The organism is Streptococcus mitis, assembly GCF_023109515.1.
Lineage (GTDB): Bacteria > Bacillota > Bacilli > Lactobacillales > Streptococcaceae > Streptococcus > Streptococcus mitis_CS.
Window position 1 is genome coordinate 1 of the sequence record NZ_JALDUM010000010.1, and the last position, 3,920, is coordinate 3,920.

At 45.6% G+C, this 3,920-nt stretch carries 5 protein-coding genes and 3 pseudogenes; all 8 read left to right on the forward strand.

Annotation, left to right across the window (positions count from 1 at the left end; translation table 11 throughout):
* A pseudogene (locus M1G05_RS09955) lies at positions 1–219 on the forward strand (hypothetical protein); the annotation flags it as partial.
* Complete coding sequence (locus tag M1G05_RS10045) at positions 216–788, forward strand: hyaluronate lyase N-terminal domain-containing protein (RefSeq protein ID WP_282184801.1); 573 nt, start codon at positions 216–218, stop codon at positions 786–788. The pseudogene M1G05_RS09955 and the gene M1G05_RS10045, both read left to right, overlap by 4 nt.
* An 8-nt stretch (positions 789–796) precedes the next feature.
* Positions 797–1,180, forward strand: a complete 384-nt coding sequence (locus tag M1G05_RS09965) for a hypothetical protein (RefSeq protein WP_247953695.1) — start codon at positions 797–799, stop codon at positions 1,178–1,180.
* A gap of 7 nt (positions 1,181–1,187) precedes the next feature.
* A pseudogene (locus M1G05_RS09970) lies at positions 1,188–1,565 on the forward strand (gp58-like family protein); the annotation flags it as partial.
* A 138-nt stretch (positions 1,566–1,703) separates the two neighbouring features.
* Positions 1,704–2,342 (forward strand): annotated as a pseudogene (locus tag M1G05_RS09975) (tail fiber domain-containing protein); the annotation flags it as partial.
* A 94-nt stretch (positions 2,343–2,436) separates the two neighbouring features.
* The gene (locus M1G05_RS09980) at positions 2,437–2,643 is read left to right on the forward strand and encodes a hypothetical protein (RefSeq protein ID WP_247953696.1); all 207 of its coding nucleotides are present in this window, start codon (positions 2,437–2,439) and stop codon (positions 2,641–2,643) included.
* The gene (locus M1G05_RS09985; RefSeq protein WP_247953697.1) at positions 2,640–3,383 is read left to right on the forward strand and encodes a hypothetical protein; all 744 of its coding nucleotides are present in this window, start codon (positions 2,640–2,642) and stop codon (positions 3,381–3,383) included. The genes M1G05_RS09980 and M1G05_RS09985 overlap by 4 nt, the downstream gene beginning before the upstream one ends.
* A gap of 15 nt (positions 3,384–3,398) precedes the next feature.
* Positions 3,399–3,860 carry a hypothetical protein gene (locus tag M1G05_RS09990; RefSeq protein ID WP_247953698.1) on the forward strand — a complete coding sequence of 154 codons (462 nt, stop codon included), beginning with the start codon at positions 3,399–3,401 and terminating at the stop codon, positions 3,858–3,860.
* The last annotated feature ends 60 nt before the right edge of the window (positions 3,861–3,920 follow it).

Sequence of the window (3,920 nt, forward strand, 5' to 3'; positions counted from 1 at the left end):
AAAGAGGAGCAGGTCTTAGCGGTCTACTACGGTGCCTATCGTCTGACTTTCTCAGGGGACTGGTATCAGAATGTAGAGCAATCTGTGACGATTGACAATCAGACAAGACGGATTGAACTAGCGCCAGTCTACAAGACGGTTGCTGATGGGCAAAATGCTAGATATGACGGAAGTTGGAGCGAGAGTCCAACTTTTATTTTTGACGGAGGTAGAACATGACGGAAACAATCCCAGTAAGGGTTCAACACAAGCGCATGTCAGCGAGTGATTGGGCAAGTAGCCCTCTGGTCTTACTTGACGGAGAGTTAGGCATTGAAAGTGACACAGGAAAGGTCAAGGTCGGAAATGGCCGTGACCGATTCTCAGCTCTTCAATATCTGACTGGACCAAAAGGAGACCGTGGAGAGACGGGGCCAGCAGGACCAAGAGGTGCTGATGGTGTTGTGCGATTTGAGAACCTGACAACCCAACAGAGAGAGGGGCTGAAAGGCGCACAAGGTCCACAGGGTGCTAGAGGTCCGGCAGGACCAACCGGCCCAGCGGGTCCAGCAGGCGCAGTAGGACCGAGAGGCCCAGAAGGTCAACGAGGACCTCAAGGAAATGTAGGCCCTGCAGGCGCTAGAGGAGCCACAGGGGAACGTGGACCAGCAGGTCCAGCAGGAGCGCCAGGCCAAAGCATCATCAACCAGAATGGTGGTCAAGCGCTGAAATATTGGTATGGTCACAAAACTACCTACAACAGCCTCTATTATAAAGACCCGAACACAATCTACGATGTTTATGAGTAGGAGGTAGTATGGCTAGAGAAGGAATTTATGTGGGTGGAAAGGAAATCACTCAGAGATATGTAGGGACAAGGCTAGTATGGGAACAGAAACTAGTAGAATCAGCTCATTTCGAAAATTTCACAGATTGGAGACGCGATGGTGACTTAGCTATCAAGCGGACATTGAGAGTACGACGTGAATACGGACAACCAAAACCAGATGGTTTCAATTATGAAGGAATTAAAGCCAGAATAAACGGCGAATTATTTGCAATCAATAGCGCTGTGATGGTCGTTACAGAATTTTCAGGAACGTGGGTCTATGATTTTATTATCACTTTCAAAAATTCATCAGATCGTGATGCTGTGGATAGGATATATCAGAAGGATATTTATATCTATAAGAAAGGTTAGGTAACACATGGATATTACCATTCAAAACGTCCGTTCGCCTGCTTTGGAGCATAACGGACGGTATTACAAGGTATTTCAACCACGGACACGAGATGAACTGCTGAAACTGCACCATATGGGTTGCGTGGGCGACACGGTGCTAACGGATATCCAACTAGAGCAGGGGGATTTCCCTACTAGCTTTGTGGAGCCGACAGTAACCCAACGTACCCTGTCAGGTCTCTTCAAGGATATGCGTTCTATCGAACTGGAACTGAGAGACCCGAACAGCACTCTCTGGGGCAAAATTCAACAGAACAACCAAGGGGCGCTGACCCAGTTCTTTGATAAGAATGTCAAGAGTGCTATTGCTCAGACGGCTGAGGAAATTAGGCAGGAAGTGCGAGACGCTGCTAACAGTGCGAGAGTACAAGTTACTCCTGAAGGTGTGACTATTGGCTCTACTACCTTGACGGGCGAGCAGTTAGCCTCTACCATTTCGACCAGTTCGAAAGGCGTTGACATTATCGCCCCAAAAGTCAGGGTGAAATCTGACATGATTGTAGACGGTGCGGTCACTGCCGGGAAGTTAGCAGCAGGCTCCGTTACTGCTGAACACATCCAAGCTGGTTCGGTTACAGGCGATAAAATCAGCGTAGATGATGCCCTGATTCGTAACCTGACCGCTAGAGATGCCTTGATTGACAAGCTAACCTCAAAGGAAATCTTTGCGACTAAGATTGAATCTGTCGTGTCTAGTTCAACATTTCTTGAAGCTTATCAAGGGAAAATCGGTGGCTTCACGCTTGGACAATTCGACCAAGGAGGTGGACACTGGATTTCTGGGGTTAATAAATTCGCGGTTGGCATGGGGAATGGCGAGGGTCATGGCGAGACTCGGACAGCCTTTTGGGCAAATTGGGGAAACAATTGGAGTAAAGCAGGACCTAGAGCGTGGAACGTCAATACTGACGGGAAAATGTACTGTAGGAATGATGTACATTTCTATGCAGAAACCAATTTCACAGGCGAGAGTACCACGAATTTTTATGGAGCAGTAAAATTCACTCAGTCACCCGTATTCGCTGGAAACATCAACATGGGAAATAGCAATATCTTCGGTAATGGCTATAACCCTGCTGGAGGAGTCAATAAGGTTGTTTGGTGGAGCGAACTTGAATCAGTCGCTTTCCGCAAACATACAGATATAGATGCAATCAAGAAACGCTTGAACAGAATTGAAAGCCATTTAGGAATTAGCTAGAAGGAGAACATACATGGATAATCACACAATCGACAAGCTAGTAGCTGAGTCGCTCGCTAACCGCTTGAAAGAAGGCGAATTGAATAGTGCGCATTTAGAGGCACATTATACGCTGACTTTGGCTGAATTGCAGGCATTTAAAGCCGTGCTGGAATATGACCTAGCACTTAAAGAGTTATTTGAAGAAACGCAAGCAAAAATGAAAGGAAATAACGCATGACTTACAAATTAACAGGAAGCCCGATTTTGAAGGGGGAAAAGAATGTCACAATCGTAACGATTGAGAAAGAAAAACCTGGACGATACAGCTATGAGCGTGTTGAATTGCCAGGTAATCGCACGCATGATAATGAAGAGGTGCTGATTCAAGCAGTACTGGACCATATCCGTACAGAACTTGACCCAACGAGCGCTCTTGTACAGACTCAGGCTAAGTTAGAAGAAACTCACGTTAAGCTTCAAGAGGCTGAACAGAAATTGGCACAAGCCGAAGCTAAGCAGACGGCCACAGATCAAGCAGTTAAGCAGAACAAGACTGAAAGCGACCACTACGGCAAAGTTAGCTACGCATTAGTTTTAACGTTGATAACAGAAAAATTGCTTCAGTACGGAACAGCTTATAAAGTTTTAGTTGATTTAATTCAATCAGCTGAAGTAGGTAAACACTATATGCCAGGTGATTTGATTACCATCGAAGACCCAGAGCACGTTGAGTTGGATGGTGAAGGTAAGAGGGTTCTAGTACAACTTAACCGTGAATTTACTTATAATGGAGAGCCTGTAAGCGACTTTATTCGTAATGGACGTCTTGAACGTGATGGATATGGCGTAGCATGGAAGTACGAGCCTAAAGAACAAAATGAGCCTACGACTGTTGCGCCAGCAACAGCAGTTTCTACAACAGCTACCGTGACTCCTACAGTTTCAGAACCTTCTGCTACAAGAGTTGCACCTAACTAATAACGGGGGGTAACTATGGACGTCTTACAACAGATAGAACATTTCTTCATGAACGTGCTACCATCGGCTTCACCGATTATTATCGCTTGGCTTAGCTACAAATTGCCGAAAAAAGCCAAAGAAGAGACGGAGAAAATCGTTTCGGAACTAACCGATGTTAAGAAACAGATTAAAGATGTCCAGACTACCGCTAAAGATAGCAATTCCAAAATTGACGAAGTACAAGCAAAGCTAAAACTGCACGACGAGGCACATCTTGTAACCATGAGAATGCGCCTCGACCGTGATATTCGCAGAGCTATCCGTCGTGGATTCACTACAAAGGACGAGTTCTATGTAGTAGAGAACATGCACAATAGCTATAAGGCGCTTGGTGGTAATGGCTACATTGACCACTTGTACAACAATTTTGAGGCGTTGCAGATTAGAGACGACATCTTAGTTGAAGATGAGAAAGGGGCGCAGAATGGTCTGTAATCTCAATACGACCAATCTTGCTCAATTTGATGGCGGTTACCTCATTAAACAGGGTGATGT